27 protein-coding genes are annotated in these 25,750 nt (G+C 69.4%); 16 read left to right on the top strand and 11 right to left on the bottom strand.

The window, feature by feature from the left end; all coding sequences use genetic code 11:
* The first annotated feature begins 143 nt into the window (after nt 1-143).
* The 4 genes from MFF24_RS07045 to hemW all read left to right on the top strand — a co-directional run bounded on the left by MFF24_RS07045 (nt 144) and on the right by hemW (nt 3,294).
* Nucleotides 144-404, top strand: coding sequence for a hypothetical protein (locus MFF24_RS07045; protein WP_166058299.1), 261 nt, complete (start codon nt 144-146; stop codon nt 402-404).
* Between the two features lie 149 nt (nt 405-553).
* Nucleotides 554-1,267, top strand: a complete 714-nt coding sequence (gene rph, locus MFF24_RS07040; RefSeq protein ID WP_238223514.1) for a ribonuclease PH — start codon at nt 554-556, stop codon at nt 1,265-1,267.
* On the top strand, nt 1,264-1,899 hold the full coding sequence (rdgB, locus tag MFF24_RS07035; RefSeq protein WP_238223512.1) for an RdgB/HAM1 family non-canonical purine NTP pyrophosphatase: 636 nt from the start codon (nt 1,264-1,266) through the stop codon (nt 1,897-1,899). The genes rph and rdgB overlap by 4 nt, the downstream gene beginning before the upstream one ends.
* A gap of 216 nt (nt 1,900-2,115) precedes the next feature.
* Nucleotides 2,116-3,294 carry a radical SAM family heme chaperone HemW gene (hemW, locus tag MFF24_RS07030; protein WP_238223510.1) on the top strand — a complete coding sequence of 393 codons (1,179 nt, stop codon included), beginning with the start codon at nt 2,116-2,118 and terminating at the stop codon, nt 3,292-3,294.
* Nucleotides 3,295-3,299: 5 nt separating this feature from the next.
* On the opposite strand, the gene MFF24_RS07025 is transcribed toward hemW, so the two are convergent.
* Nucleotides 3,300-4,502 carry a penicillin-binding protein activator gene (locus MFF24_RS07025; protein ID WP_238223501.1) on the bottom strand — a complete coding sequence of 401 codons (1,203 nt, stop codon included), beginning with the start codon at nt 4,500-4,502 and terminating at the stop codon, nt 3,300-3,302.
* Nucleotides 4,503-4,623: 121 nt separating this feature from the next.
* Between MFF24_RS07025 and rsmI the strand changes: the two genes are divergently transcribed.
* The gene (rsmI, locus tag MFF24_RS07020; RefSeq protein ID WP_238223500.1) at nt 4,624-5,574 is read left to right on the top strand and encodes a 16S rRNA (cytidine(1402)-2'-O)-methyltransferase; all 951 of its coding nucleotides are present in this window, start codon (nt 4,624-4,626) and stop codon (nt 5,572-5,574) included.
* Complete coding sequence (locus tag MFF24_RS07015) at nt 5,558-5,944, top strand: YraN family protein (RefSeq protein ID WP_238223498.1); 387 nt, start codon at nt 5,558-5,560, stop codon at nt 5,942-5,944. Before rsmI ends, MFF24_RS07015 begins: the two co-directional genes overlap by 17 nt.
* Nucleotides 5,945-5,958: 14 nt before the next feature.
* Here MFF24_RS07015 and MFF24_RS07010 read toward each other — a convergent pair whose 3' ends face one another.
* Nucleotides 5,959-6,348 (bottom strand): response regulator, encoded by a 390-nt coding sequence (locus tag MFF24_RS07010; protein ID WP_108938542.1) that lies wholly within the window; start codon nt 6,346-6,348, stop codon nt 5,959-5,961.
* Between the two features lie 290 nt (nt 6,349-6,638).
* Between MFF24_RS07010 and MFF24_RS07005 the strand changes: the two genes are divergently transcribed.
* From MFF24_RS07005 to MFF24_RS06995, 3 genes are read left to right on the top strand one after another with little or no spacing between them, the layout of a single operon-like run.
* On the top strand, nt 6,639-7,550 hold the full coding sequence (locus tag MFF24_RS07005; protein ID WP_238223496.1) for a glycine betaine ABC transporter substrate-binding protein: 912 nt from the start codon (nt 6,639-6,641) through the stop codon (nt 7,548-7,550).
* Nucleotides 7,547-8,689 (top strand): ABC transporter permease subunit, encoded by a 1,143-nt coding sequence (locus MFF24_RS07000; protein WP_238223495.1) that lies wholly within the window; start codon nt 7,547-7,549, stop codon nt 8,687-8,689. The genes MFF24_RS07005 and MFF24_RS07000 overlap by 4 nt, the downstream gene beginning before the upstream one ends.
* Nucleotides 8,686-9,420: an ABC transporter permease gene (locus tag MFF24_RS06995; protein WP_238223494.1), complete on the top strand. Its 735-nt coding sequence runs from the start codon at nt 8,686-8,688 to the stop codon at nt 9,418-9,420. Before MFF24_RS07000 ends, MFF24_RS06995 begins: the two co-directional genes overlap by 4 nt.
* Before the next feature lie 6 nt (nt 9,421-9,426).
* Here MFF24_RS06995 and MFF24_RS06990 read toward each other — a convergent pair whose 3' ends face one another.
* Together MFF24_RS06990 and MFF24_RS06985 are read right to left on the bottom strand one after the other, a co-directional pair.
* Nucleotides 9,427-10,497: a L,D-transpeptidase family protein gene (locus MFF24_RS06990; RefSeq protein ID WP_238223492.1), complete on the bottom strand. Its 1,071-nt coding sequence runs from the start codon at nt 10,495-10,497 to the stop codon at nt 9,427-9,429.
* 105 nt (nt 10,498-10,602) lie between these two features.
* Nucleotides 10,603-11,535, bottom strand: coding sequence for an extensin-like domain-containing protein (locus tag MFF24_RS06985; RefSeq protein WP_238223490.1), 933 nt, complete (start codon nt 11,533-11,535; stop codon nt 10,603-10,605).
* On the opposite strand from MFF24_RS06985, the gene MFF24_RS06980 reads away from it, so the two are divergent.
* Together MFF24_RS06980 and MFF24_RS06975 are read left to right on the top strand one after the other, a co-directional pair.
* The gene (locus MFF24_RS06980) at nt 11,522-11,737 is read left to right on the top strand and encodes a hypothetical protein (RefSeq protein ID WP_238223488.1); all 216 of its coding nucleotides are present in this window, start codon (nt 11,522-11,524) and stop codon (nt 11,735-11,737) included. The two genes, MFF24_RS06985 and MFF24_RS06980, sit on opposite strands and share 14 nt — an antisense overlap.
* Nucleotides 11,734-13,833 (top strand): M3 family metallopeptidase, encoded by a 2,100-nt coding sequence (locus MFF24_RS06975; protein WP_238223486.1) that lies wholly within the window; start codon nt 11,734-11,736, stop codon nt 13,831-13,833. The genes MFF24_RS06980 and MFF24_RS06975 overlap by 4 nt, the downstream gene beginning before the upstream one ends.
* 129 nt (nt 13,834-13,962) lie before the next feature.
* Here the strand turns inward: MFF24_RS06975 and MFF24_RS06970 are convergent, their stop codons facing one another.
* On the bottom strand, nt 13,963-15,636 hold the full coding sequence (locus MFF24_RS06970) for a formate--tetrahydrofolate ligase (protein WP_108938548.1): 1,674 nt from the start codon (nt 15,634-15,636) through the stop codon (nt 13,963-13,965).
* A gap of 213 nt (nt 15,637-15,849) precedes the next feature.
* Complete coding sequence (locus MFF24_RS06965) at nt 15,850-16,071, bottom strand: heavy-metal-associated domain-containing protein (protein WP_108938549.1); 222 nt, start codon at nt 16,069-16,071, stop codon at nt 15,850-15,852.
* A gap of 286 nt (nt 16,072-16,357) precedes the next feature.
* Between MFF24_RS06965 and MFF24_RS06960 the strand changes: the two genes are divergently transcribed.
* A complete protein-coding gene (locus MFF24_RS06960) occupies nt 16,358-17,824 on the top strand; it encodes an EAL domain-containing protein (protein ID WP_238223484.1) in 1,467 nt (488 codons plus the stop codon).
* A 28-nt stretch (nt 17,825-17,852) separates the two neighbouring features.
* On the opposite strand, the gene MFF24_RS06955 is transcribed toward MFF24_RS06960, so the two are convergent.
* From MFF24_RS06955 to MFF24_RS06945, 3 genes are all read right to left on the bottom strand, one after another.
* Nucleotides 17,853-18,077 (bottom strand): hypothetical protein, encoded by a 225-nt coding sequence (locus MFF24_RS06955; RefSeq protein WP_108938551.1) that lies wholly within the window; start codon nt 18,075-18,077, stop codon nt 17,853-17,855.
* Nucleotides 18,078-18,274: 197 nt separating this feature from the next.
* A complete protein-coding gene (locus tag MFF24_RS06950) occupies nt 18,275-18,811 on the bottom strand; it encodes a protein phosphatase CheZ (RefSeq protein ID WP_108938552.1) in 537 nt (178 codons plus the stop codon).
* Between the two features lie 200 nt (nt 18,812-19,011).
* Complete coding sequence (locus MFF24_RS06945; protein WP_003604011.1) at nt 19,012-19,395, bottom strand: response regulator; 384 nt, start codon at nt 19,393-19,395, stop codon at nt 19,012-19,014.
* 301 nt (nt 19,396-19,696) lie between these two features.
* Between MFF24_RS06945 and MFF24_RS06940 the strand changes: the two genes are divergently transcribed.
* Nucleotides 19,697-20,710 carry a bifunctional riboflavin kinase/FAD synthetase gene (locus tag MFF24_RS06940; RefSeq protein ID WP_238223482.1) on the top strand — a complete coding sequence of 338 codons (1,014 nt, stop codon included), beginning with the start codon at nt 19,697-19,699 and terminating at the stop codon, nt 20,708-20,710.
* A 72-nt stretch (nt 20,711-20,782) separates the two neighbouring features.
* Here MFF24_RS06940 and MFF24_RS06935 read toward each other — a convergent pair whose 3' ends face one another.
* Nucleotides 20,783-21,787 (bottom strand): 2-hydroxyacid dehydrogenase, encoded by a 1,005-nt coding sequence (locus MFF24_RS06935; RefSeq protein WP_108938554.1) that lies wholly within the window; start codon nt 21,785-21,787, stop codon nt 20,783-20,785.
* A gap of 311 nt (nt 21,788-22,098) precedes the next feature.
* On the opposite strand from MFF24_RS06935, the gene MFF24_RS06930 reads away from it, so the two are divergent.
* Nucleotides 22,099-22,698, top strand: coding sequence for an SH3 domain-containing protein (locus tag MFF24_RS06930; RefSeq protein ID WP_108938555.1), 600 nt, complete (start codon nt 22,099-22,101; stop codon nt 22,696-22,698).
* Nucleotides 22,699-22,770: 72 nt separating this feature from the next.
* Here the strand turns inward: MFF24_RS06930 and irr are convergent, their stop codons facing one another.
* Nucleotides 22,771-23,271, bottom strand: a complete 501-nt coding sequence (gene irr, locus MFF24_RS06925; RefSeq protein WP_108938556.1) for a Fur family transcriptional regulator Irr — start codon at nt 23,269-23,271, stop codon at nt 22,771-22,773.
* Between the two features lie 304 nt (nt 23,272-23,575).
* Between irr and fabA the strand changes: the two genes are divergently transcribed.
* Nucleotides 23,576-24,115 carry a 3-hydroxyacyl-[acyl-carrier-protein] dehydratase FabA gene (gene fabA / locus MFF24_RS06920; protein WP_108938557.1) on the top strand — a complete coding sequence of 180 codons (540 nt, stop codon included), beginning with the start codon at nt 23,576-23,578 and terminating at the stop codon, nt 24,113-24,115.
* Between the two features lie 162 nt (nt 24,116-24,277).
* Entirely contained in the window at nt 24,278-25,504 is a 1,227-nt protein-coding gene (gene fabB / locus MFF24_RS06915) for a beta-ketoacyl-ACP synthase I (protein ID WP_108938558.1), read from the top strand.
* The last annotated feature ends 246 nt before the right edge of the window (nt 25,505-25,750 follow it).

Below are 25,750 nucleotides of genomic sequence, written 5' to 3'. Positions count from 1 at the left end.
CGGCAAACGTGACCGCATGAGGGATCATTCGGTGCTCTCAGGTCGTTTGACGGATAGGGCCGCGCTTTCCAGCGCGAACCCGCCTACCCGTCATTCAAGCGGAAATGGAGCTCCCGACAGTGCTTACAGGCGCACGAAAGACCATGGTCAAGGCTGCCGCCCTGGCGATTGCGGTGACCGGCCTCGGGCTCGCCTCGGCGCCCCGCGCCGCACAGGCCGCTCCGCTCCCGATTCAGACCGAGGCGGCGGCGACCGCAGGGGATGCCATCGAAACGGTGCAGTACCGCCCGCACCGCCACTACCGCCGGCATTACCACCACCGCCGGCACATGCACCGCCACCACCGCTTCCACCACCCGCGCCATCATCATCACCGCCGCCACCACCATCACCGCCGCTGGTGATCGGCCGGCAGGACTGAGCATGAGGGGGCTGCCGTCGCGAGACGGCAGCCCTTCTCGCTTCGGAATGGAACGGGTGGATTGGGCGGTTGCCGCGAGGGCCGGCAGCGCCTAAGAGGCCGGGCTTCGAATTTCGACACGGAGCTGTACGGATGCGTCCCTCGAAGCGCGCGGCGGACGCGATGCGCGACGTCACGCTGGAGCGGGCGGTCGCCCGCTACGCGGAAGGCTCCTGCCTCGTCACCTTCGGCAACACCCGTGTGCTCTGCACAGCCTCCCTGGAAGAGCGCGGCCCGCCGTGGTTGCGCGGCTCCGGCAAGGGATGGGTCACGGCGGAATATGCCATGCTGCCCCGCGCCACCCATGAGCGCACCCGCCGCGAGGTCAATTCGGGCAAGCCGTCGGGCCGGACCCAGGAGATCCAGCGGCTGATCGGCCGCTCGCTCAGGGCCGTCACCAACCTGCCCGCGCTTGGCGAGCGCCAGATCACGGTCGATTGCGACGTGATCCAGGCCGATGGCGGCACCCGCACCGCCTCGATCACCGGCGCCTGGGTGGCGCTGCACGATTGCCTGGCCTGGATGCGCGCCCGCTCGATCATCTCGGTCGATCCCCTGAAGGACCACGTCGCGGCGGTCTCCTGCGGTATCTACAAGGGCCAGCCGGTGCTCGACCTCGACTATGTCGAGGATTCGGCCGCCGAGACGGACGCGAACTTCGTCGTCACCGGCAAGGGCGGCATCGTCGAGGTGCAGGGCACCGCCGAGATGGAGCCCTTCACCGACGAGCAGTTCCTCGAATTGCTGCGGCTCGCCAAGGGCGGCGTGGCGCAACTCGTCGAGCTACAGCGGAAAGCCATCGCGTGAGCGCGCATCGCATCCTCTCCGGCAAGGTCGTCATCGCGACCCACAATGCCGGCAAGCTCGTGGAGATGCGCGAGCTGCTGGCGCCGTTCGGCGTCGAAGCCGTATCGGCCGGCGAACTTGGGCTGCCCGAGCCCGACGAGACCGGAACGATGTTCGCCGAGAACGCGGCGATCAAGGCGCACGCCGCCGCCAATGCCTCAGGGCTACCGGCCTTCGCCGACGATTCCGGGCTCTGCGTCAACGCCCTCGATGGCGCGCCGGGCCTGTTCTCCGCCCGCTGGGCCGGGCCGAACAAGGATTTCTCGGGCGCCATGGCGCGGATCGCCGACGAACTCGACCAGCGCGCCGCGACCGACCGGCGTGCCCACTTCGTCTCGGCCCTCGTCCTCGCCTGGCCGGACGGGCATACCGAGCTGTTCGAGGGCCGCGTCTTCGGCGACCTCGTCGCGCCGCGCGGCGCGCTCGGCTTCGGCTACGATCCGATGTTCCGCCCGGAGGGCATGGATCGCACCTTCGGCGAGATCTCGTCCGAGGAGAAGCACGGCGTCGATTGGCAGAGCGGCCACGCGCTGTCGCACCGCGCGCGGGCGTTCGTCATGCTCGCGAAGGCGTGCCTGCGCCGACCGGAGTGAGCTTTCGCGCGCGGTCCGGCGTGCTTACATCCGGCGGACAGGAAGAAGAGCGCGCCGGTCGCACGGCCTTGATCCCACCCGCACCCTCATCCTGAGGTGCCGCGGAGCGGCCTCGAAGGATCTTTCGAGGCTTCGCTTCCCCTCCGCACCTCAGGGTGAGGGCAGCGGATCGGACGGCTGCACCGCCGGAGCGGCTCGATCACACAAGACAGGCCAATGCCCCCCGCGACCCCGCCCGACCATCCGACCCGCGACGCGGGGTTCGGGATCTACCTGCACTGGCCGTTCTGCGCCGCGAAGTGCCCCTATTGCGACTTCAACAGCCATGTCCGCCATGCCGGCGTGGATCAGCCGCGCTACCTCGCCGCCTTCCGCCGCGAGATCGCCCACGCCGCCGCGCTGACGCCGGGGCGAACCGTCACCAGCATCTTTCTCGGCGGCGGCACCCCGTCGCTCATGGCGCCGGAAACGGTGGCCGGCCTGCTCGACGCGGTGGCAGGCGCCTGGGCGATCGCGCCTGATACCGAGGTGACGCTGGAGGCCAACCCCACCAGCGTCGAGGCGACACGCTTTCGCGGCTACCGGTCGGCCGGCGTCAACCGCGTCTCGCTCGGCGTCCAGGCGCTCGATGACAGCGATCTCAAGCGGCTCGGGCGACTGCACAGCGTGGCGGAGGCGATGGCGGCAGTCCGCACCGCGGCGGCGCATTTCGAGCGCTTCTCCTTCGACCTGATCTACGCGCGGCCCGACCAGAGGCCGGACGCCTGGGCTGCCGAGTTGCGGCGGGCCATCGATCACGCCGCCGAGCACCTCTCGCTCTACCAGCTCACGATCGAGCCCGGCACGCCGTTCTTCGGCCTCGCCCAGGCCGGCCGCCTCGTGCCGCCCGACGACGACAGCTCGCGCGCCCTCTACGACGTGACGCAGGAGATCTGCGAGGCCGCAGGTCTGCCCGCCTACGAGATCTCGAACCACGCCCGCCCCGGCGCGCAATCAAGCCACAACCTGCTCTACTGGCGCTACGGCGAATATGCCGGGATCGGCCCCGGCGCCCACGGCCGCCTCGTCCTGCCGCAGGGCCGCACCGGCACGTTGACAGAGAAGGCGCCGGAAGGCTGGCTCGCCCGCGTCGAGCGCGAGGGCCACGGCATCGTCGAGACGGAGGCGCTGTCCGCCGAGGATCAGGGCGACGAGTTCCTGATGATGGGATTGCGCCTCGCGGAAGGGATCGACCCCGCCCGCTACGCGGCGCTGAAGGGCCGGGCGCTCGATGCCGGGCGCCTCGACGCGCTGGTGGAGGACGGCCTCGTCGCGCGACGCGCCGACGGCCGCATCGCCGTGACCGCCCGCGGCGCGCCGGTGCTCAACGCGGTGGTGGCGGAACTGGCGGGCTGAGTTGGTCAGATCCCAGACGGCCCCAGCACCTTCGGCGCCGGGCTCACCAAGATCGCCGCATTGTCGCGGATCTCGTAGACTGCCAGCGTTCGCTCGCTGACGCCCTCGGACGAGAAGCGGAAGGTGCCGTCGAGGCCGGAGAAGCCCGCCGGATTGGTCAGCGTCGCATCGGCGAATCGCTGCGAGCCGTATTGGCGCACCAGCGCGACGGTGAGCGAGACGGCATCGTAGCCGAGCGAGGCGGTGCGCGGCGGTGCCGCTCCGAACCGCGCCTGATAGCGCTGCGCGAAATTGGAAAAACCCGCCATGTCGGGCGCGGCGAAGCGGGCACCCTGGAAGGCCGGCTGCGCGGTGACGCGCGGGTCGTTCCACAGGGCGAGGCCCAACGGGCGCACGCGGGCCGGTGAGAATCCGACCTTCGTGAGTGCCGGCGCCACGGTCAGCAATCCTTCCGCGGTGTCGGGCACGAACAGCGCGTCGGCCTGGGCGCCGCCGCCGGCGATCACCCGGCGGAGCCGCTCCACCGCGGCGCCGGGATTGCCGGCGGGATAGCGCTCGATGCCAACGAGCCGCGCATTCCGCCGCGCGACCGCCTCGCGAAACTGCGCCTCGACGGCGTTGCCGTAGGTCGTCTCAGGGATCAGGGCAGCGAAGGAGCGGCGCCCGCCCGCGATCGCCTCGTCGACGATGCGATCCACCTCCGATTGCGGCAGGAAGCTGATGAGGTAGACGCCGCGAGCCGCCACCGCCGCATCGGTCGAGAAGGCGATGACCGGCTTGCCCGCCGCGCGCGCCGTGCTCCCCGCCGCCTGGACGCTGCCGGCAAAGAGCGGGCCCAGCACCATCTCGGTGCCCTCGGCGAAGGCGGCCTGCGCGGCTTCGCGCGCGCCATCCGGCGTGCCGCGGTCGTCCTTCACGAGGATCTGAAGGTTAGGCTTCTGGAAATCCTCGTAGGCGAGTTCTGCAGCGTTGCGCAGGGCGGTGCCGACCGCCGCCCCTTGCCCACTCAGCGGAACAATCAGCGCGACCTTCACCGAGCCTGTGCCGATGACGTTGCTGGCTGTCGCCGCCGGGCTGGCTTCGCCCGCCGGCACCTGTGCGGCGGGCCGCGGCGCGTCCGGAACGCCGATGCAGCCCGCGAGGGTGAGCCCGAGGCCGAGCAGCGCGGCTCCCGCGCGAACCGCCCACCGTCCGCCGCGTCGCGCCATCGCGATCCCCCTGCCCGAGCGCAATCCAGGGTCACGATGCGGAGGGGCCGGTGAAAAGTAAATGTGAGGCCCCGCCTTTCCCCGGTCTCCAAAGGCCCGCGGCCGTGGCATTGTCGCGGCGATGACACAGCGACTCGACAAGCGCCCCGAGGGAAAGCCCCGCGGCCCCGCCACCTTCACCGCCTTCGGTCTCGCCGCCGAGGCGGAGTCCCTGTCGCCGGGGCTCTACGTGGTGGCCACGCCCATCGGCAACCTGCGCGACGTCTCGTTCCGCGCACTGGCGACCCTCGCCGCCGCCGACGCGGTGCTGGCCGAGGATACCCGCGTCACCCGCACCCTGCTGATGCATTACGGGATCACGACGCCGCTCGTGTCCTATCACGAGCACTCGAACGAGGCGGTGCGCGAGCGGATGGTGATGCGCCTCAAGACCGGCGAGACCCTGGCGCTGGTCTCCGATGCCGGCACGCCGCTGGTCTCGGATCCCGGCTTCAAGCTGGTTCAGGCGGCGATTGCCGCCGGCATCCCGGTGACGCCGATTCCCGGCCCTTCAGCGGTCATGACCGCCATCGTCGCTGCCGGCCTGCCGACCGACCGGTTCTTTTTCGAGGGGTTCCTGCCGCAGAAGTCGGGCGCCCGGCGCAACCGGCTGGAGGCGCTCGCTGCCATCCCCGGCACGCTGGTGGTGTTCGAGTCGCCGCACCGCCTGCCCGAGATGCTGGCGGACGCTGCCGCCACCCTCGGGTCCGAGCGGCCGGCAGCGGTGGCGCGCGAATTGACCAAGCTCTACGAGACAATCCGCCGCGACAGCCTCGGCGGTCTGGCCGCGACCTTCGCCGAGGAAGGACCGCCCAAGGGAGAGGTCGTGGTGGTGATCGGCGCCGCGCCCGAGGACGCCGCGGCGCGGGAGACCGACACCGGGCTCGATGCGCGGATCGAGGCGGCGCTTGCCCGCCACTCGATCAAGGATGCGGCGGCGCTCGTCTCCGACGAGACCGGCCAGCCCAAGCGCGTCGTCTACGCCCGCGCCCTGGCGCTTGCCCGCCGGGCGGACGATGAGACCCCCGCCTGATCGGGAGGCGCGCCGTCGCGCCACCTATGGCCGCGGTCTCTCCGCCGAGACCTGGGCCCTGCTGGCCTTGCTGCTCAAGGGCTACCGGCCGCTCGCCCGCCGCTTCGCAGCTTCAGGCGGGGAAATCGACCTGATCGTGCGACGCGGACGGACGGTGGCCTTCGTCGAGGTGAAGGCCCGCACGACGCTCGATGCCGCGGCCATCTCCATCGACGCCCGCAAGCGGGCGCGCCTGTCGCGGGCAGCGCGGGCTTGGCTCGGGCGTCATCCGTTGCCGGCGGACACGACCCTGCGGGCGGATGCGGTGTTCGTGGCACCGCGTCGCTGGCCGCGCCACCTGCCGAACGCGTTCGAGATCGAAGGCTTGTGAAGCGTAAGGCCGCGTCAGCCCTCGGCGCCGGCGATGGCCGCGGCGAGGGTTCGCTTGAGATCGGCTTGACTGAACGGCTTCTGCACCACCGGCCGGTCGCGGAACGGCTCGCGGATGCCGGCTCCACCGTAACCGGTCGAGAACACGATGGGCAGGTTGCGCTCTGCGATGAGTTCGGCCACCGGGTAGATCGGTTCACCCGCCACGTTCACGTCGAGGATGGCGACGGTGAAGCTCTCGTTGCGGGCCATCTCCAAGGCCGTTGCGAGCCGGGCCGCCGGCCCGACGATCTCGCAGCCGAAATCGAGCAGCATATCCTCGAGAAGCATCGAGATCGCCGCCTCGTCCTCAACGACGAGCACCCGCGCGCCGGACAGACGATCCTCGTTCGAATCCACACTCACGCCGGGTCGTCTTCCCTATCGATCCGTTCCCGATCCGGAACGCTGTCTGTGGCGGACCGGCTGCGCTCTGAATGCTCCGGAGGAGGCCCTCGTTACACTTCGAAAGCGAGTGCCCCACCCGGAAAACGCTGCCCGGTACCCCGAGCCGTCGCCCGTAAAGCTGAGCGTGTCAAGCGCCGGAAAGCCTCGCCCGTGCTATGCTGTTGCCCGCGATGTTATTCGGTGAAACATTTCTGACGCATTGTCGTAGCGAAGCGACAACGGTTAGCCGGCTCGAGGCCTGTTCAACCGTGAGTCGGCGCGGCATCCTCGCGGCGATGGCCGGGGCCATGCTCCCGACGTTCCGTTCTGCCGAACCCGCTCGCCCCATCGTGATCGGCTCGAAGAGCGACACGGAAGGGGCCCTTCTCGGAAACCTGATTTCCGCCGTTCTGGAACGGTTGGGCTTCACCGTCGAGCGCCGCCTCGGGCTCGGCCCAACGCTGATCGTCCGCTCCGCACTGCTCGCCGGTGAGATCGATCTCTATCCCGAATATACCGGTAACGTCGCCTTCTTCACGGGCACCGAGACCGATCCCGGCTGGAAGTCGTCGGAGAGCGCCTATGATCTCGCCCTGCGGCTCGACGCCGCGCGGGGCCTCGTATGGCTCCGTCGGGCACCGGCCAACAACACGTGGCTGGTCGCGGTACAAGGCCGCTTGGCCCGCGAGCGCGGACTCGCAACCATGCTGGACTTCGCGGGCGCCGTGCGGGCTGACCTGATCCGGCTCGCCGCTTCGACCGAGTTCGTGGAAAGCCCCGCGGCCCTTCCCTCCTTCGAGGCCGCCTACGGCTTCACCTTGCCGCTCTCGCGCATCATCAGTCTGCCCAGCGGCGACACGGCAGTGACGGCGCGTGCCGCGGCCGAGGGCATCAGCGGGGTCAATGCCGGCATGGTCTATGGTACGGACGGCGCACTCGCGGCTCTCGACCTCGCCGTGATGAGCGATCCGAAGGGCGCGCAGATCGTCTACGAGCCGGCGCCGGTGATCCGCGCCGCGACGCTCGAACGCCACCCGGAAATCCGAAGCGCCCTCGATCACGTCTTCGCCCGCCTCGACGCCGACACCCTGCGGCGGCTCAACGCGGCGATCACCGTGGAAGGGCGCACCGCTGCCGCGGTGTCGGGCGAGTGGCTGGCCGGAGAGGCGAGCCACCCGTGATCCCCCGCCTGCTTGCCGCTCTCGTTGCCGCAGCCCTGCTTCCGGCCGCGTTGATGCTGCTGCCCTTGCTGCATCTCGCGCCGAACCGGCTCGTATCGGGGAGTCCCGTCGCGGCCGCCGACGCTCTCGGCGCCTGGCTCTGGCCATGTCTGGCACTCGCCGCCCTCGGGCCCGGTCTACTCGCCACGGGCCGCGGCAAGGTCACTGCTGGCCTAGCCGGACTCGCCTGCCTCGGCGCCCTCGCGCTGTTGATGGCCGGGCTCGGCGCCGGCGCCGCCGAGTTGACCGCCGGCAAGTCCCTCGCAACGCGGGCACGGCTCGCCTCCGGTGCCTGGGCCGGAATGGTCGTACTGGTCGCAGCGCTCACCCTCGCCGCGCGGCGCGCGCGCCTGCCGGGCGCGGGCCTCACGGCGTCCGCCGGTGCGGCGGGATTGCTGGCCTGTCTCTGGATGACGGACCGTCTCGACGCGCTCTCGCTCGCCGTCGAGCTGCGCGCGCGATCCGATACGCTGGGCGTGGCCCTGCGCGATCACCTCGTCCTCACTCTGGGCGCGCTGGGGCTCGCGGCCGGCCTCACCGTCGGGCTCGCGCTCTGGCGGCGCGGGCGCGGAACGGTCGAACTCGCCGTCAGCGGCGTCCAGGTCGTGCCAGCAGTGGCCCTGCTCGGCGGCTTGGTCGCCGCCCTCTCGGCGCTGCTCGCGGCCGTGCCTGTCTTGCGTACCTACGGCGTCTCGGCGCTGGGCGGCCTCCCCGCCCTGATCGGCATCGCCGCCTACCTGCTGCTGCCGCTCTGGCGCGGCCAGCAGGCAGCGCGCCGCGCCGCGAGCCCGGCCCATCTCGCCGCGGCCGACGCCCTTGGACTCACCAGCCACCAGATCCTGGCGAGCATCCGCCTGCCGCTCGGCGCCCCGCTCCTCGTCGGCGGGCTGCGGGTCGCTGCGGTCCAGGCGCTCGGTCTCGCCACGCTCGGCGCCCTGGTCGGAGCGGGCGGCCTCGGCACCCTCGTGTTCGACGGCATGGCCCAGTTCGCGCCGGATCTGATTCTGCTGGGCGCTCTCCCCATCATTGCGCTCTCGCTCGCCATGGAGGCGGCCCTCGGCGGCCTGGAGACGGCCTTGCGCCGTCATTGGCCGCGATGAGACGCGTCTCGCCGGGCCTCGGGCCGCTTGTTCTCGGCCTCGCGCTCGCCGCCGCAAGCCACCCGGGCGTGGCCGCTCTTGTCGGCGTCGGAGGAGCGAACCGACCGCTTGCGACCGGGCGCTTGGCGGAGCTCGCTCTGAACCACCTCCTGCTCGCCGCGACCGGCCTCGCTATCGTCACCGTTCTCGGTGTCGGGCTCGGCCTGATCGCCACGCGGGCGCGGTTCGCAGCTTTCCGCGGCAGCATCGACACCCTTGCCGCCTTTGTCCAGGCGGTGCCCCCGGTGGTCGTGGTGGCCCTGGCCCTGCCGGTTCTCGGCTTCGGCGGACCGCCCACCCTGCTGGCGCTCACCGCCTACGGGATCATGCCGACCCTGCGTGGCACGGTCGGCGCCCTCGACTCCGTCTCCCGGGAGGCACGGGAATCGGCGCGGGCCATCGGCCTCACGCCGGTACAGGTCCTCGTCGATGTCGAGTTGCCGCTCGCTGCGCCAGGTCTGGTGGAGACCCTGCGCACGGCCCTGATCCTCGCCGTTTCCGTCACCGCGGTCGGCGCGCTCGCCGGGGCCTCGACCCTCGGCACGCCGATCGTCGCCGGACTCCAGAACCAGAACATCGCGGCGATGCTCCAGGGTGCGCTCGCGACCGCAGCCCTGGCCTTCCTCGGCGACGGGCTGCTGCTCGCGATCGCCGGTTGGATCCAACCGGATCGACAACAGAAGGCCGCTTGAGCAAACCTACTTGTCCAGGAATTCGACCTTGGCGCCCCTCGCGGTGTGGCTCGCGAGGTCGCGTGCATCCCAGTTCGTCAGGCGGATACAGCCGTGCGACTCGGTCTTGCCGACCTTCTCCGGGTCCGGCGTGCCATGGATGCCGTAGGAGGGGATCGAGAGGTCGATCCAGACGACGCCGACGGGATTGTTCGGGCCTGGATGGATCGAGAACTTCTTCTTGGCCGTCACGCCCTCGAAGCGGTATTTCGGATTGTAGGTGTACCAGGGATCGAAGGCGACGGCCTTCACCTTCGCCGACCCGTCCGGCGCCGGCTTCTCCGAACTGCCGATGGAGGCGGGGTAGTCCGCCGTCAGCTTCCCGTCCTCTCCGAAGGCGCGCACCCGCTTGGTGCGCTTGTCGACCTCGATGCGGGTGACCTTGGGCGCCACCGGCGCCCCCTCGACCTTGCCCTCCCCGAGCGGCGGAACCGCCGCGACGATCAGGGTTCCGCCCGCCTTGTCGAAGGGCACGTTCGGGTTGAGGGCGGAGAGCAGGTCGCGCTGCATGTGGAAGCGCTCGGCCAGCATCTCGCGGGTGTTGGTGTAGCGCATCGGCCCGACCTCGGCCTGGTCCTGCATCTTGGGCGGCATCCGCTCGACGAAGGGGCCTTTCACATCCTCCTCCGTGATCGTGTACTGCGTCACAACCGGGTCCTTGCCCGTCGCCTGGAGACGCTCGAACAGCTCGCGGGTGAGCCGGTCGCCTTCGGGCAGCCCTTGCGCCGCCGCGAAGGCCTTGAGCGCGCCGCGCAGATTCTCGCCGTCGCGTCCGTCGATGGCGCCGGGCGAGAACCGGGCCCGGTCGAGCAGCACCTGCACCTTCACCAGAAGCGGGTCGGGCTTCTTATCCGCCTCCTTCGGCTTCTTCGCCGATTTAGAGGCCTTGTCCGGCTTCGCCCCGTCCTGCCGCTCCCGGAACGTCGCGTTCTCGATGGCCTCGCGGGTCAGGTCCGGTGCCTCGGTTCCGGCGGCCTGCGCGGCTACCGACCACATGCCGAGCGCCGCCAGCGCTCCCCGCATCCACGCCCGTCCCATCGCCTGCCCGCGCTCCTCAAATCATGACGGGAAGGAAGCGATAGCCAAGCCTCGGCGTTCCCGCGGCGAATGGCGCTTGTCCGAAAATTCGTTCGAGGACGCTGCCTACTGGCAAAGCCGGTGGCCAGCGTTGCGCTCGCGCAGGTCGAGATGCAGGTGGTTGCCATGCGCCGCATCGCTGCCCGGACCGAGCACCGTGCGGAAGAAGCCGCAGGCGCCCGTCCGCACCGAGGCCAGGAAGGCCGCCTCGGGCGTGCCCTCCGTCGCCGCCGTCACCTTGAGGCTCGGGCGCTTGGCGAAACCGTAGCCCATCACGTCGATGGCGTTGGCGAAGCTGTGCTCGCTGAGCTTGGCGTCGGTGTCGTGGTTCTGCCCGCGACAGACATAGGTTCCGCCGAGGGCGAGGCTCTTCAGTTGATCGCCGAACTGCTTCTCCGCGGCGACCTGTACCTCTGTCGTCCAGCGCGCCAGCGCCTCCGCCGCCCGACAGGTCAGGGACGCGGCCGGCTCCAGTGTGACGCCGTCGGCGAGCGCGGTGACGTTCAACGGGCGCGGCGCGCTGCACTGGCCGTTCCTCAGCGGCGCCATAGCCTCGAAACGGGCGCCGAGCCGCTCCAGCCGACGCAGGCAGGCGGTGTCCTCGGGTGCCGACACCGTGAGGGCCAGCGCCTGCTCACCCGACAGTTCCGGCGGCCGCTCCGGCGGTAGCGGTGGCGCGGGGAGTGCGACAGCCCCGTCCTTCGGAGGCTCCTTGGCCTTCGAGGACGTATCGGGTTGCGGCTCCTCCGTCTTCTTTTCGGTCTCTTTGCCGATTTCTTTGCCGATCTCCTTGCCCGCTCCGGTGGCGAGTTCGGCCGGGCGCTCGGGCGGCAGCGGCGTGACCTGCGGCTCGGGCGGCAGGAGGCCCTCCGGCCGCGCGGGTGGCTGGGGCGGCGGCAGCGGCACCGTCGCCGGTGGTTTGGCCGGATCGGACCATGCCGCGCCCGGCGGCAGGAGGAGGCCGGCGGCCAGCAGGCAGGCGACGGTGAAAGACTTCATGCCGCGTATGTCCCGCTCGACCGACAGCGCATCCCGATCTCTCATCCGCCGCCGGGCCATGCACGGCAAGGACACCGCCGCCACGCTCGACGAAATCCTGCCGCAAGCCCGGATCGGCCGCGATGGCTTTGCGCCGGTCGGCCCACAAACCTATGTTCAGCGCATCGCCGCACGAAGTTTTCTCGAAGGTTCTTGTCCATGACCGCCGACACCGCACGCGATCTGACCGAGAGGCAGGAGCCCGGCAGCGCCACCGCGGCAGCGAACCCGTTCGACGCCTCGGAATGGGCGACACCCTTCGGCCTGCCGGATTTCGAGGCGATCCGGCCCGAGCATTACGTGCCGGCCTTCGCGCGCGCGTTGAAGGCGCATGACGCCGAGATCGCGGCCATCGCCGGAAACGAGGCGGCGCCGACCTTCGACAACACCGTCGCGGCGATGGAGCGGGCGGGCGCGGCCCTCGACCGGGTGGCCAACGTGTTCTTCAATCTCACGGGCAGCAACACCAGCCCGGAGCTGCAGGCGATCGAACGGGCCGTCGCCCCACAGCTCGCCCGGCATTCGAGCGCCATCACCCTGAACCCGCAGCTCTGGGACCGCCTCTCGGCGATCGACGCCGATGCCGAGGGTCTGGGCGCGGAGGAGCGCCGCGTGCTCGAGCGCTACCTCAGCCGCTTCCGCCGGGCCGGCGCCGGCCTCGCCCCGGAGTCGAAGGCTCGCATCGCCGAGATCGCGATCCGGCTGGCCGAACTCGGCACGCAGTTCGCCCAGAACGTGCTCGCCGACGAGCGCGACTTCCTCCTGCCGCTCGACGGCGCCGATGACCTTGCCGGCCTCCCGCCCTTCCTGCGCGATGCCGCCGCGGAAGCCGCCAAGGAGCGGAGCTCCCAGCACAGCCATGTGATCACCCTGTCGCGCTCGCTGATCGAGCCGTTCCTCGTCTTCTCCACCCGCCGCGATCTGCGCGCGCTCGCCTACGCGGCCTGGACCCGGCGCGGCGAGACCGGCGGCACGACCGACAACCGCGCCATCATCGCCGAGATTGTGCAGCTGCGCGCCGAGCGGGCACGTCTGCTCGGCTTCGACAGCTTCGCCCATCTCAAGCTCGACGACACCATGGCCGGCTCGCCGGATGCGGCGATGGATCTCCTGCGCAACGTGTGGAAGCCGGCGCTGCAACGGGCGGCGGCCGAGCGTGAAGAACTTCAGGGCCTGGTGCGGGCGGAGGGGCACGACTTCGCCCTCGAAGCGCATGATTGGCGCCACTACTCCGAGAAACTGCGGCGCGCCGAACACGACCTCGATGAGTCCGAGATCAAGCCGTACCTGCCGCTGGACGGCATGATCCGGGCGGCCTTCGACACCGCCTCGCGGCTGTTCGGGCTGAGCTTCGAGGAGTTGCGCGACGTGCCGCGCTATCACCCGGACGTGCGCACTTGGCTCGTGCGCGATGCCGACGGGTCGGAGGTGGGGCTATTCCTCGGCGATTACTTCGCCCGGCCCTCGAAGCGCTCGGGCGCCTGGATGAGCGCCTTCCGTTCGCAGGAGCGGCTCAACGGGGACATCAAGCCGATCATCGTCAACGTGATGAACTTCGCCCGCGCTCCGCGGGGGGAGCCGACACTGCTCTCCTTCGACGATGCCCGTACGCTGTTCCACGAATTCGGCCACGGCCTGCACGGCCTTCTCTCGGACGTGACCTATCCGCTCCTGTCCGGCACCGCGGTGTCGCGCGACTTCGTGGAACTGCCCTCGCAGCTCTACGAGCACTGGCTGCAGCAGCCGGAGGTGCTCCGCGCCCATGCCCGCCACGTACAGACCGGCGAGCCGATGCCCGACGCGCTGCTGGGACGCCTGCTGGCGGCGGCGACCTTCAATCAGGGCTTCGCCACGGTCGAGTACGCGGCCTCGGCCATCGTCGACATGACGCTCCATCTCTCCGCTGCCGGCGAGGACGGGCTCGACGTCGTCGCCTTCGAGACGGATGCGCTGCGCCGCATCGCCATGCCGGCGGAGATCACGGCGCGGCACCGCGCGCCGCACTTCGCGCACATCTTCTCCGGCGACGGTTATGCGGCCGGCTATTACAGCTATCTCTGGTCCGAGGTGCTGGACGCCGACGCCTTCGACGCGTTTCGCGAGGCCGGGGACATCTTCCACCCGGAGACGGCGCAACGCCTGCGCCGGACGATCTACGGCGCCGGCAATCTGCGTGATCCGCGAGAGGCCTATACGGCGTTCCGCGGACGGCTGCCGAGCATCGAGCCGCTGCTGAAGAAGCGCGGACTGGCGGCGTAGCGTACAAGCAAAAACCCCTCCCCCGCTGGGGGGAGGGGTTGGCTGAGGTTCTTCGGGAAAGGTCGCTCCCCTTCCCCGCCCCCTTCGGGGACACCCTCTCCCGCGAAAGGGAGAGGGTTCAGCGGCAGCCTAGAACAGACCGTCGATCTGCCCGTTGGCATCCAGACGGATGTTGTCCGCCGCCGGCACCTTGGGCAGGCCGGGCATGGTCATGATCTCACCGCAGATCACCACGACGAAGCCGGCGCCCGCCGAGAGGCGCACGTCGCGCACCGAGACGAGGTGGCCCGAGGGCGCGCCCATCAGGGTAGGGTCGGTCGAGAACGAGTACTGCGTCTTGGCCATGCAGATCGGCAGCCCGCCGTAGCCATCCTTCTCGAAGCCGGCGAGCTTGGTCGCCGCCTTCGACTCGATCTGGATATCGGCCGCTCCGTAGAGCTTGGTCGCGATCGCCTTGATCTTGTCGGTAAGCTTCGTCTCCGTCTCGTAGGCGAAGGTCAGCGGCTTCTGCTCACCCTCGGCGAGCTTCACCACGGCCTGCGCCAGCGCCTCGGCACCGGCGCCGCCCTCCGCCCAGTGCTTGCAGGTGATCGCCTCGACCTGAAGCCGGTCGCGGCAGAGTTCCTTCAACTTAGCGTGCTCGGCATCCGTGTCCTGGAAGAAGTGGTTCACGCCGACCACCACCGGCAGGCCGAAACTGCGCACGTTCTTCACATGGCGTTCGAGGTTGGCGAAACCCTTCTCCAGCGCGTCGAGGTTCTCACCCTGGAGATCCTTCTTGTTGACGCCGCCATGCATCTTCAGCGCACGGACGGTCGCGACGATCACCACCGCCGAGGGCTTGAGGCCGGTCTGGCGGCACTTGATGTCGATGAACTTCTCCGCACCGAGATCGGCGCCGAAGCCCGCTTCGGTCACGACGTAATCCGCCAGCCGCAGACCGGTCTGGGTGGCAATGACCGAGTTGCAGCCATGCGCGATGTTGGCGAACGGACCGCCATGGATCAGGGCCGGGTTGCCCTCGAGCGTCTGCACGAGGTTCGGCTGAAGCGCATCCTTGAGGAGCACGGTCATGGCGCCGGTGGCCTTCACGTCGGCGAGCGTCACCGGCTTGCGATCGCGGGTCTCGGCGATGACGATGCGACCGAGGCGCTCCTCGAGATCGGCCAGATCACGCGCGAGGCAGAACACCGCCATGACCTCGGAGGCCACGGTGATGTCGAACCCATCCTCGCGCGGAAAGCCGTTGGCGACGCCGCCGAGCGACTGGTTGATGGCGCGCAGCGCCCGGTCGTTCATGTCGACCACGCGGCGCCAGTGGATGCGGCGCACGTCGATGTTGAGCTCGTTCGCCCAGTAGACGTGGTTGTCGATCAGGGCGGCGGCGAGCGAGTGCGCCGAGGTGATGGCGTGGAAGTCGCCGGTGAAGTGCAGGTTGATCTGCTCCATCGGCACGACCTGAGCCTTGCCGCCGCCGGCTGCACCGCCCTTCATGCCGAAGCAGGGGCCGAGCGAGGGCTCGCGCAGACACATCACCGCCCGCTTTCCGATGCGGTTGAGCGCGTCGCCGAGGCCGACCGTCGTCGTAGTCTTGCCCTCGCCCGCGGGCGTCGGCGAGATCGCGGTGACGAGCACCAGCTTGCCCTCGGGCCGGCCTTCCAGCGACTTGATGAAACCGTGATCGATCTTGGCAATGTGCTTGCCGTAATTGTGCAGCGCCTCATCCGGCACGCCGATTTTCTCGGCGACCTGGGCGATGGGCTTCAGCGTCGCCGCGCGGGCGATCTCGATATCTGAGGGCATTTCTCTCACCGTCTTTTCTTGTGACCTGGGCTCGCGGCGTGCCGAGCCGCCGCCCGGCGCGCGGTCAGCCCACGTGTCTCCGTGGTAGCGGACGAAACGGCCACGATAAATAGATTGCCGCAGTGTGAGCGAAACGGCGAAGAAAAGCGTCTCGGATTTTTTTGACCCGGACCGTTAAGTTTCTTCAGAGGACGGGCAAATTTCGCTACGGCCTCAGCCCGTCATCGCGGTGGCGGTATAGCCCGCCTTGGTCAGCGCCTGTGCCACGTCGAGGCTTTGCGCGACGGTCGTCGCCGTTACCCGGCCGAGGCCGACATCAACCGCGACCTCCGCCTGCGGATCGAGGCGGCGGATGGTGCGGCGCACGGCCTCGGCGCAGCCCTCACAGGTCATGCCGTCCACGCGCATCGTCAGCTCGATCGGGCTCTGATCCATCGCCAGCCACTCCTGCCTGCTCTCGGGCCGCCTCTCGGCCCTCGCACATGTGGCTTCGGGAGCGCGCTCGGCAAGCGGACAGTCTTCGGCACCCCGAATGGACGGGAGAAGGCGGCGTGTCGCCTTGCGGCGAGGAGCGGCCTCGGCGACATTAGGGTTACGACGAACCGGACGCGTCATCTCACGCCAGCCGGCGCGTTTCAGCCACACGTCCCGCGGGCCTTCGCTCCGCATCGTGAAAGAGAAGCCCGGCCGTGGCCGCCAGACAGAAGCGCGTCGATCGACGGTGAAAACACCGAAACCCCGTACGATCCGCACGCGCGGCACCCCCTGGATCCTCGGCCTCATCGGCGTCCTGATCCTCGTTCCGCTGGCGTTGCTCGTGCCGCTCGCGGCGGTGGCTGCCGTGTCCGGCCTCGCCATCGTCGGCGGCGCCCTGCTGTGGCGGCGTCTCTCCGCCCTCTCTACCGCGCAGGAGGTCGTCTCGAAGGAGATCGGCATTCTCTCCCAGCGCCTCGTGAAGCTCGAAGCCGTCGCGGCGGCTCTGGTTCAGGCTCGGATGCAGGGCGGGTCGGCACCCGAACCCTCGGGCCCGGCAAGCGACGAGGCGCTCAAGGCCCTCGATGCGCGGCTCGTCTCCGGCATCGAAGAGGTGACGGCCGAGATCGGCATCCTCAGCGGGATCGTTCGGGAACTCGCGGCGGTGGTCTCGGCGCAGGACAGCGACATCGCTCGCCTGAAGGCGCAGCCGCCCGAGCCGCCTTCCCGCACTGCGGAGACGATCCAACCGCGTCCGGCGCCCGCCGCGACCATCCTGCCCGACCCCGAACCGGTGGCGCCGCCGATGCGGCTCGTCCCCCGGACGACCCCTCCCCCGGCGCGTCCCTCCGATCCGTTTGCGACGGCCGGGGACGAGGTACCCCTGATCGAGGCCTTCGACGGCGAGGGGCTGGAGGTCTACCTGCAGCCGGTCGTCACTCTGCCGCAGCGCAAGGTCGTCGCATACGAGGCGCTGGCGCGGCTCAAGGTCGGCGACGCCGTCTTTGCACCGGAAACCTTCCTGCCGGTGCTCGAGCGGCACGGCCGCACCACGGCACTGGACCGGCGTATGCTCCAGCGCGTCGCCACCATTGCGCGCCACCTCCAGGGACGCGGCAGTCCCGCCTCGGTCAGCTACAGCCTGACGCCGCACTCCCTGTTCGAGCCGGGCTTCCTGCGCTCCCTCGGCCGCCTCGTCGCCGAGGGGCCGGAACTCGCGGGCCGGGTCGTCATCGCTCTGCCGCAGGCGAGCTGGCGCAGCCTCGATGCCGAGCAGGCGGCCCTGCTGGCGGGCCTGCGAGGACGGATCGGTTTCGTGATGGATCGCCCGATCGATCTGCGCTTCGATCCGAACGCCCTGGCCGAGCGCGGCATCGCCCAGGTCAAGGTCGCCGCAGCGCTTCTGCTGCGCCCACTCGACCGGGCGGCGATGCCCGAGATCGCGCTGGAGGATCTGGTGGCGTCCCTGTCCCGCGTCGGGATCCGCCTCGTCGCCACCGGCGTGGAGACCGAGACGGAGGTGCCGGACCTCATCGATCTCGACGTGCCGCTGGCGCAGGGCAGCGTCTTCGCCGCACCCCGCGCCGTGCGCGCCGAGGTGCTCGCGGCCTCGCCCGATGCGGCACCGCCTCCGCTACCCCCCTCCCCGGACCCGCCACCGAGTCCGCCGCCGCAGCGCCGGCCGTTCCGGGACTTCCTGCGTCGGGCCGGGTGATCGCGGCGTCACGGCCTCGGAGAGGACGTCAGGCCTGCGCCTCGCGTTCCAAGCGCTTGCGCAGGCGCGTGGCGCCGTAGACCTGAGCGAGGCGCCGGCGCGCGGCGGAGACCGGCGGCGCCGCGCGTTCGGCGCGGGCGGCGGCGATAACGAGCAGCGTCGTCGCGATGGAGTGATGCAACTGCCCCTGTGCGCGGGCGCGGTCGAGGGCGTCACCGGATGCGCGATCCGGCCGCAGATCGAAGTTCGCCATGGTCCAGCCCCTGCAGAATCCCGAGTGCGGATTCCGCGTCCTTCTTCGGGGATGACCTTGACAGCTTTTCGTAGGCGAGATGGTCGGATCAAGGCAGCTTGGCCGTAAGCGCAAGCTGATTTGGGTGCCGGCCGGGCGTCCGAATTCAGACGTCGCCGGAAGGCGCCGATCCACGCTATCCCCAAAGACGGACCGGTTCAGGCGAACAGCGCGTCGATCGCGTCCTGCGCCGTTGCCGGACCACCCATCTGCGGACCGTTCAGCAGCAGCGATTCATTGCGCTTGCGGCGGTCGGCTTCCGTCTCGTCGATGCCGGCGGCATCGCGCGCCTTCACGGCGGCGGTGAAGCGGGCGAGCCGGCCCTCGAGCTGGCTCATCGCCTCCGCCACCTTGGCGATGCGCTGGCCGGTGATGTCCTGGAAGGTGCAGGCCTCGAAGATGTCGTAGATCTTCGCCTCGACCGCATCACGGTAGCCCTTACCCTCGGGCAGCGCGAGGATGGCTTCGGCGGTGTTCATGATCGAATTGGTCGCGCCGGCGGTCGCCGCCACCACCTCGCTCAGCTCCTCGTGGACCATGGGCAGACGATCGCGCGTCAGCTCATTGGCCCGCAGGAGCGCGATCGCGTCCCGCAAGCTGGCGATATAATCGGCAATGTCGAGAAGTTCTTTCACCATCGCCGAGGGGTTCGAAGTCTGCGACCGGCCGTCGCGTGCCGTGAACGTCATTCCCATGGTCGATCTCTAAAGCGATTTCTCGCGACGATCTGGTTTCGACCCGCTCGAAGTCGGCCGCTCGCGCGGGCGGCCGCTCCTCCGGCGGCCGGCCCCGGCGGCAAAGCGTCAAGGGTCGGCGCGCACCACGTCGTTGTGTCACTCCGTTCCGCCGGTCGGCGCTTCCCCGCGAAGGGAGACATCGGCGACGGCTCGGACGATCAGGCGCCGCAGACCGCCTCGATCTTCGACTTCAGCGTCGCGGCGTTGAACGGCTTGACGATGTAGTTGTTCACGCCGGCCTTCTTGGCGGCGATGACGTTTTCGGTCTTCGACTCGGCGGTGACCATGATGAACGGCGTGGTACGCAGGCCCTCATCGGCGCGGACATGGCGCAGAAGCTCGTAGCCGGTCATCGGCTCCATGTTCCAGTCGGAGATGACAAGGCCGTACTTGCGGCCCTTCAGGCGCGCGAGGGCGGCGGTACCGTCGGAGGCGTCATCCACATCCTCGAAGCCGAGCTGCTTGAGAAGGTTGCGGATGATGCGCACCATGGTCTGGTAGTCATCGACCACCAGGATAGGCATGCTGAGGTCGAGGGCCATATGACGTGTGCTCCGTGTGTCCCTGATCGTTACTGGCGGCGCGCGGCCCTCTCGAGCGATCAACGTCGCATCGACGTATGCGAGCGGTGCTGCCTTCCGTCCGACGAACAATAGGCCGCTCGGATTGCGAAGCGGTTAATCGGCCCACCGCCCGATTCGCTTGACCGGGGAGACTGATTTCGCCAAGTCTCCGGCCCCGCGGAGTGGGACGAACGATCCCGGCCAAATCGGCACGCTCCGTCGAGAGTCTCTTCTCGACATATCCTTGAGCCCCGACAGAGACATCCAATCGCAGGAGCCGATGCCCTCAGGCGACGAGAACGCCGTGCTGCCCACCGGGACCGGCCTCCCTACCTCCCCGAAGCCTTTCACGGTCTGCCGTGAGGACGATCCGGTGCCCCCGGCCCTGAAGGATGCCGTCGCCGCGCTCGGAAATTTCGACGGCGTGCATCGCGGCCACAGGACGCTGATCGATGCCGTGCGTGACGAGGCCGGATCGCGCCCCGCGGTCGTGCTGACCTTCGAGCCGCATCCGCGCGCCTTCTTCGCACCGGACCAGCCGATGTTTCGGCTCACCGGCCCGCGAGCGAAGGAGATCGTGTTCTCGCGGCTCGGGCTCGATGGGTTGATCGTCCGTCGCTTCGATGCGCGGCTCGCCGGGACCGGCGCGCGCGACTTCGTGCAGGGCTGGCTTCGCGACGAGCTCGGCCTGTCCGGCGTGGTGATCGGCCACGACTTCCATTTCGGCCGCGGCCGCGAGGGCTCGCCGGGCATTCTCGCCGAACTCTGCGCCGAGGCCGGCCTATCCTGCCGCATCGTTCCGGCGGTCTCGGCCGAACCCGGCGATGCGCCGATCTCGTCGAGCGCGATTCGTGCGGCCCTCGCCTCCGGCGATGTGGCGCGCGCCAACGACCTCCTCGGCTATCGCTGGTTCGTGCTGGCGCAGGTGCGCCACGGCGACAAGCGCGGACGCACGCTGGGCTATCCGACCGCCAACCTCGCCCTCGACTCCTGCGGGCTCGCCCACGGCATCTACGCGGTGCGGGTGCGCCTCGCCGACGGCCGCCTCTATGACGGCGTGGCGAGCTACGGCCGCCGCCCGACTTTCGACGACGGGGCGCCGCTCCTCGAAGTGCACCTGTTCGATTTCACAGGCGACCTCTACGGTCAGGAGGTCGCGGTCGAGCTGCTGGCCTATCTGCGCGGCGAGGAGAAGTTTTCGAGCGCCGAGGCGCTGATCGCGCAGATGGATGTCGATTCGGCGCGGGCCCACGCGGCCATCCGCGCCGACCGCGTGCCGTCGATGCTGGGCTGAGCGCGACCGCACGCCGTCCGCGGATAGGACGGGCAACCGGCCCGAGGGCCGGCGACCAGCTTTCGCTTGCTCTCAGAGCATGCTCGGCAGGATTCGGTCCGGCGGGCGGTGGCCGTCCATGAAGGTCTTGATGTTGATGATGACCTTCTCGCCCATGTCGGTGCGGCTCTCGTGCGTCGCCGAGCCCATATGCGGCAGCAGCACCACCTTGCCGGTGCGGGCGAGGCGTACGAGGCGCGGGCTCACCGCCGGCTCCTGCTCGAACACGTCGAGGCCGGCCGCCGAAATCTCACCGCCCTCGATCAGGCGCGCCAATGCGTTTTCATCGATCACCTCGCCGCGGGCGGTGTTGACGACGATCGCCTCGGGCTTGAGCAGCTTGAGGCGGCGAGCCGAGAGCAGGTGATAGGTCGCGGGCGTGTGCGGGCAGTTGACCGACACGATGTCCACCCGCGCCAGCATCTGATCCAGCGATTCCCAATAGGTCGCGTCGAGCGATTCCTCGATATGCGCGGGCACCCGGCGACGGTTGTGATAGTGGATCGACAGGCCGAAAGCCTTGGCCCGGCGAGCCAGGGCCTGGCCGATGCGGCCCATGCCGACGATGCCGAGGCGCTTGCCGGTGATGCGCCGGCCGAGCATCCAGGTCGGGGACCAGCCCGTCGTCCAGTCGTCGTCGGGAATGATGCGCGCGCCCTCGGCGATCCGGCGGGCCACCGCCAGGATCAGCGCCATGGTCATGTCGGCGGTGTCCTCGGTCAGCACGCCCGGCGTGTTGGTGACCGTGATGCCCCGCTCCAGCGCCGCGGCAACGTCGATGTGATCGACGCCGTTGCCGAAATTGGCGATCAGCCGCAGGTTCGGCCCGGCTTGCGCCAGCAGCCCGGCCCCGATCTCGTCGGTCACCGTCGGGACCAGCACGTCCGCCTCGCGGATCGCGGCGGCAAGCGCCTCCTGCGACAGCGGCGCGTCATCGTGGTTGAGGCGCGTGTCGAACAATTCGCGCATGCGCGTTTCGACCGCGTCCGGCAGGCGCCGGGTGACGACCACCAGCGGCTTGCGCTTCAACGACGACATGTTCCCTCCCGACGACGCCGGCCCGCTTTCCCGTGCCTGCGCCGACGGACTCCTCCGCTCTGCCGCGGAGGGCCGGCTTACGCTCCCTTAACCATGGCGCGGCCAGATGGAGCGGTGGCGGACCGGGCATCCGGACCGCCGCAGGACGTCTGGCCTCTCTAGCAGAGAGGTCGGCGAACACAATGCGGCCCTGACCCCGATGGATCAGTGCCGGAGAGCCGACCGAGCGCCGGCCCACCGATGTTTCCGGCGCAATGCCGAAACGTCGCCAGACGAATGACTTTGGAGCCACGGATCGGAGACGAGGCACGATGCGCCCGCCTGAGCTGCCCCCGACGAACCCCGCCCGCCTCGCGCTGCTTGCGGCCCTTTTCGCCCTGCTCGTACCGCTGTCCGCGGAGGCTGCTCCGCCTCCCACCCCCGCGCCGGATCTCGGCAAGGGCCCGGTGACGAAGCTGCCCCTGCCGCGCTACGCGAGCCTGAAGACCAATCGCGTCAACCTGCGCGAGGGCCCCTCGAAGGATCACCGTACCCTGTGGGTGTTCCAGCGCGAGGGCCTGCCGGTCGAGATCGTTGCCGAGTTCGAGACCTGGCGGCGCATCCGCGATTCGGAAGGGACGGAAGGCTGGGTGCTGCACTCGTTGCTCTCGGGCCGGCGCACCGCCGTGGTGATCCCGCCCTCCGGCGAGCGCGCCGACGCGGCCAAGGCCACCGTCCCGCTCAATGCCCGGGCCGACGAGCAGTCGGGCGAGCAGGCGCGGCTGCAGCCGGGCGTGATCGGGAGCGTGAAGAGCTGCACCGGCTCGTGGTGCCGTCTCGTGGTGCCGCTTCCGGACAAGCGCGGCGACGTCGACGGCTATATCCGTCAGAGCCGGCTCTGGGGCGTCTATCCCGACGAGCGGGTGGAATAGGCGAGAGCGGCAGCAACGAAAAAGGGCCCGGAAATCCGGGCCCTTCTCATTTCGCATTCTGAGGAAGCCGAATCAGGCGCGGCCGGACGCCTTGCGGCGGCGCAGGCGGACGATCACCTCGACACCGGCGATCTCCATGCCCTCGGGCGCCTCGGGCAACGAATCGACCGAGATGCCGCATTCCGGCATGTCGAGAACCTCGCCCTCTTCCTCGAGGAAGAAGTGGTGGTGCTCGCTCGGATTGGTGTCGAAGTAGGCCTTCGACCCGTCCAGCGCGAGCTGGCGCAGCAGGCCCGCCTCGGTGAACTGATGCAGCGTGTTGTAGACGGTCGCCAGAGAGACCGGCACCTTGGCGCGCATCGCCTCGTCGTAGAGCATTTCCGCCGTCAGGTGACGATCGCCGCGGCCGAACAGCAGCCAGCCCAGCGACAGGCGCTGACGCGTCGGACGCAGACCGGCCCGGCGCAGGCGGTCGCGCAGGTCGGAGAGCGGGCAGCCCCGGCGCCCGGCACCATCGACCGGCGAAAGGGACCGGGCGTTCAGCACGGCCTGGAGTGGCATCAGATCGGACATTGCTGGGAACGATTCCCACTTATTTAGAATGAGTATAGCGAAGGAAATTATACGGATGTTGAAGCCCTGCGGCAACCCGTACAGGTCCTTGGCCCGGTTTGATACGTGGAGGACGCATGGCTCTTCCCGGGTCGTCGCGCGTTGAGCTAACAACCGTGTCCTTGCAAGGATGGCCACGGCAGGGCGCTTTGTCGGGGCGCTTTGTGAGCGCGGAAAGCCTGTGCTAACGAGGCGCCCATTCCGTCACGCCCCGTTCGCTCTCCGGAATCGGACCCGTCCGTCACTGAGGACCCGTACGTCATCCATGGCCTCTCTCGACCAGCAACCCGACGGCGCTTCTCCGCAGCGCGCTTCGAGCTTCTCCTACGAGGATCTCCTGGCCTGCGGACGCGGTGAGCTGTTCGGGGCGGGCAACGCCCAGCTTCCGCTCCCGCCGATGCTGATGTTCGATAGGATCACCTCGATCGGGACAGAGGGCGGCGCCCACGGCAAGGGGCATGTGCTGGCCGAATTCGACATTCGGCCGGACCTCTGGTTCTTCCCCTGCCACTTCAAGGATGATCCGGTCATGCCCGGCTGCCTCGGGCTCGACGCCCTGTGGCAGCTCGTCGGCTTCCATCTCGGCTGGCTCGGCGCGCCGGGTCGCGGTCGGGCGCTCGGCGTCGGCGAGGTGAAGTTCAGCGACCAAGTGCTGCCGACGGTCAAGCAGGTCGTCTACGGCATCGACATCAAGCGCGTGCGCCAGGGCAAACTCGTGCTCGGCATCGCCGACGGCTGGCTGGAGGCCGACGGTCAGCGCATCTACGAGGCGAACGACCTGCGCGTGGCGCTGTTCCGGTCCTGAGATCGCCGCCGCTCCCGTATCGAGAGGGATTTTTCCTGCCGAACCGGCCACCGGTTCAGCAACAAGTCCTTCGAGCGCGGTTGAGATTGGCCGCGCATCATCCTAACTGACCTCCCCGAGGAAACGCCGCACAAGCCGCGGCGCCAAGCAGCACGAGCCATCATGCGGCGTGTCGTCATCACCGGGATGGGCATCGTCTCGTCCATCGGCAACAATACCCAGGAGGTTCTGGCCTCCCTGCGCGAGGCCCGTTCCGGGATCGCGCGCGCCGAGGCGCAGGCCGCGCACGGCTTCCGCAGCCAGGTGGCGGGCGCGCCGACGATTGATCCGGAAGGCGTCGTCGATCGCCGCGCCATGCGCTTCCACGGCGGCGGCACCGCCTGGAACCACATCGCCATGGATCAGGCGATCCGCGATGCCGGGCTCGAAGAGCGCGAGATCTCGAACGACCGCACCGGCATCATCATGGGCTCCGGCGGTCCCTCGACCCGCACCATCGTCGAGTCCGCGGCCATCGCCCGCGAGAAGGGGCCGAAGCGCGTCGGGCCGTTCGCGGTGCCCAAGGCGATGTCCTCGACCGCGTCCGCCACGCTTGCCACGTGGTTCAAGATCCGCGGCGTGAACTACTCGATCTCGTCGGCCTGCGCGACGTCGAATCACTGCATCGGCAACGCTGCCGAGATCATCCGCGGCGGCCGGCAGGACGTGATCTTCGCCGGCGGTTGCGAGGAATTGGACTGGACGCTCTCCGTCCTGTTCGACGCCATGGGTGCCATGTCCTCGCGCTACAACGACACGCCGGCCCGCGCCTCGCGCGCCTATGACGTGAACCGGGACGGCTTCGTCATCGCCGGCGGCGCCGGCGTCCTGGTGCTGGAAGAGTACGAGCATGCCAAGGCCCGCGGCGCGCGGATCTACGGCGAGGTCGCCGGCTACGGCGCCACCTCCGACGGGCACGACATGGTCGCCCCCTCCGGCGAGGGCGCCATGCGCTGCATGCGCCAGGCCATGGAAGACCTGAAAGGCGCCCGGATCGACTACATCAACCCGCACGCGACCTCGACGCCGGTCGGCGACGACAAGGAGATCGAGGCGATCCGCGAGGTGTTCGGTGCCGGTGAATCCTGCCCGCCGATCTCGGCCACCAAGTCGCTGACCGGGCATTCTCTCGGTGCGACCGGCGTGCAGGAAGCGATTTACTCGCTCCTGATGATGAACAACGGCTTCATCTGCGAGAGCGCGCATATCGACGAGCTCGATCCGGCGTTCGCCGACATGCCGATCCTGCGCCAGCGCCGGGATGGGGTGCAGCTCGGCCACGTCATGTCGAACTCATTCGGCTTCGGCGGGACCAACGCGACGCTGGTGCTCAAGCATCCGGACGCGTGAGCGTCGTCACGGGGCCTCGTCGACGCGGCACTGCACCCTTCGCAACTGCGAAGCAATGGCTAAGCATAAGCCGACCCTTCATCTGATGGATCGGTGGAACCGACTAGTTGCACCCGCGTTCCTGCCTCGATAAGCAGGTTAGCATTATGTTGATGGCCCTCGCCCTGATCACCGTGACTGGCATCGCCGCTGCCGCGACCGTGGCGTGCGTGCCAAGCAGGCCTTGATCGACGACGCACAGTCGGG

Source organism: Methylorubrum aminovorans, assembly GCF_022179725.1.
Taxonomy (GTDB): Bacteria; Pseudomonadota; Alphaproteobacteria; order Rhizobiales; family Beijerinckiaceae; genus Methylobacterium; species Methylobacterium aminovorans.
The sequence above is the reverse complement of the archived record's forward strand: the minus strand, read 5'-3'. Positions and strand labels throughout refer to the sequence as shown.

What these genes read in the sequence shown, in the direction of transcription:
- MFF24_RS06940 (WP_238223482.1), top strand. Translation starts at nt 19,697, where the DNA reads ATGCCCTCAGGCGACGAGAACGCCGTGCTGCCCACCGGGACCGGCCTC.
- MFF24_RS06970 (WP_108938548.1), bottom strand. Translation starts at nt 15,636, where the DNA reads ATGCCCTCAGATATCGAGATCGCCCGCGCGGCGACGCTGAAGCCCATC.
- irr (WP_108938556.1), bottom strand. Translation starts at nt 23,271, where the DNA reads ATGTCCGATCTGATGCCACTCCAGGCCGTGCTGAACGCCCGGTCCCTT.
- fabB (WP_108938558.1), top strand. Translation starts at nt 24,278, where the DNA reads ATGCGGCGTGTCGTCATCACCGGGATGGGCATCGTCTCGTCCATCGGC.
- MFF24_RS07045 (WP_166058299.1), top strand. Translation starts at nt 144, where the DNA reads ATGGTCAAGGCTGCCGCCCTGGCGATTGCGGTGACCGGCCTCGGGCTC.
- MFF24_RS06990 (WP_238223492.1), bottom strand. Translation starts at nt 10,497, where the DNA reads ATGGGACGGGCGTGGATGCGGGGAGCGCTGGCGGCGCTCGGCATGTGG.
- MFF24_RS06950 (WP_108938552.1), bottom strand. Translation starts at nt 18,811, where the DNA reads ATGGGAATGACGTTCACGGCACGCGACGGCCGGTCGCAGACTTCGAAC.
- MFF24_RS06945 (WP_003604011.1), bottom strand. Translation starts at nt 19,395, where the DNA reads ATGGCCCTCGACCTCAGCATGCCTATCCTGGTGGTCGATGACTACCAG.
- MFF24_RS07025 (WP_238223501.1), bottom strand. Translation starts at nt 4,502, where the DNA reads ATGGCGCGACGCGGCGGACGGTGGGCGGTTCGCGCGGGAGCCGCGCTG.
- MFF24_RS06965 (WP_108938549.1), bottom strand. Translation starts at nt 16,071, where the DNA reads ATGGATCAGAGCCCGATCGAGCTGACGATGCGCGTGGACGGCATGACC.
- rsmI (WP_238223500.1), top strand. Translation starts at nt 4,624, where the DNA reads ATGACACAGCGACTCGACAAGCGCCCCGAGGGAAAGCCCCGCGGCCCC.
- MFF24_RS06935 (WP_108938554.1), bottom strand. Translation starts at nt 21,787, where the DNA reads ATGTCGTCGTTGAAGCGCAAGCCGCTGGTGGTCGTCACCCGGCGCCTG.
- hemW (WP_238223510.1), top strand. Translation starts at nt 2,116, where the DNA reads ATGCCCCCCGCGACCCCGCCCGACCATCCGACCCGCGACGCGGGGTTC.
- MFF24_RS06955 (WP_108938551.1), bottom strand. Translation starts at nt 18,077, where the DNA reads ATGGCGAACTTCGATCTGCGGCCGGATCGCGCATCCGGTGACGCCCTC.
- MFF24_RS06995 (WP_238223494.1), top strand. Translation starts at nt 8,686, where the DNA reads ATGAGACGCGTCTCGCCGGGCCTCGGGCCGCTTGTTCTCGGCCTCGCG.
- MFF24_RS07015 (WP_238223498.1), top strand. Translation starts at nt 5,558, where the DNA reads ATGAGACCCCCGCCTGATCGGGAGGCGCGCCGTCGCGCCACCTATGGC.
- MFF24_RS06985 (WP_238223490.1), bottom strand. Translation starts at nt 11,535, where the DNA reads ATGAAGTCTTTCACCGTCGCCTGCCTGCTGGCCGCCGGCCTCCTCCTG.
- fabA (WP_108938557.1), top strand. Translation starts at nt 23,576, where the DNA reads ATGGCCTCTCTCGACCAGCAACCCGACGGCGCTTCTCCGCAGCGCGCT.
- MFF24_RS06930 (WP_108938555.1), top strand. Translation starts at nt 22,099, where the DNA reads ATGCGCCCGCCTGAGCTGCCCCCGACGAACCCCGCCCGCCTCGCGCTG.
- MFF24_RS06975 (WP_238223486.1), top strand. Translation starts at nt 11,734, where the DNA reads ATGACCGCCGACACCGCACGCGATCTGACCGAGAGGCAGGAGCCCGGC.
- rph (WP_238223514.1), top strand. Translation starts at nt 554, where the DNA reads ATGCGTCCCTCGAAGCGCGCGGCGGACGCGATGCGCGACGTCACGCTG.